At 47.1% G+C, this 577-nt stretch carries 1 protein-coding gene; it reads right to left on the reverse strand.

Annotated features, from left to right (window positions below; genetic code table 11):
* A partial coding sequence (locus tag HC175_RS16670; protein ID WP_168139490.1) for an amidohydrolase family protein occupies nucleotides 1–577 on the reverse strand: 577 nt, incomplete at both ends.

The following is a 577-nucleotide window of genomic DNA, read 5'->3' on the forward strand; positions in this document are numbered from 1 at the left end:
AGGCAGCCCAGATGGTCATTCCGCGAAGTGCTTCTTCCCTGCTCAAAGCCTGTTCGGGCATGTAACCGCCTTCAGGATAATTTTTGGTGTCTTTCCTTGCGACAGCAGCGTAAAATGTCAAAAACGGACTTACTTTTTCTACAGGGAAATCTGTACCTAAAGCAATAATTCCCGCCTGGTCCAACAGCTGCTTATAGGCATAAGCTCCTTTTTCTCTTTCGGCCCCTAACCTGTCCTGCGCCCAGTACATGTCACTCGTGGCATGAGTGGGCTGTACAGAAGGAATGATATTCTTACTAAAATATTTAAAATCTTCCTGATCGATGATCTGTGAATGCTCCACTTTCCAACGCCTGTCGCCTGCATCGGCAAGTAATGAGTCATAAGTCTTAAGAACCACCACATTTGCAGAATCTCCAATGGCATGGGTATTCATTTGATAAGGAGAGGCAGCAATTCGTGCAGCAGTTTCCCGGAATTCGGCTACTGAAGATAGAAGCGCTCCAAAATGGTTGTGCTTATCTGAGTAAGGGTGCTTTAAAGCGGCACCGCGGGAGCCAAGGGCACCATCTGCATA

The organism is Salinimicrobium oceani (assembly GCF_012037645.1).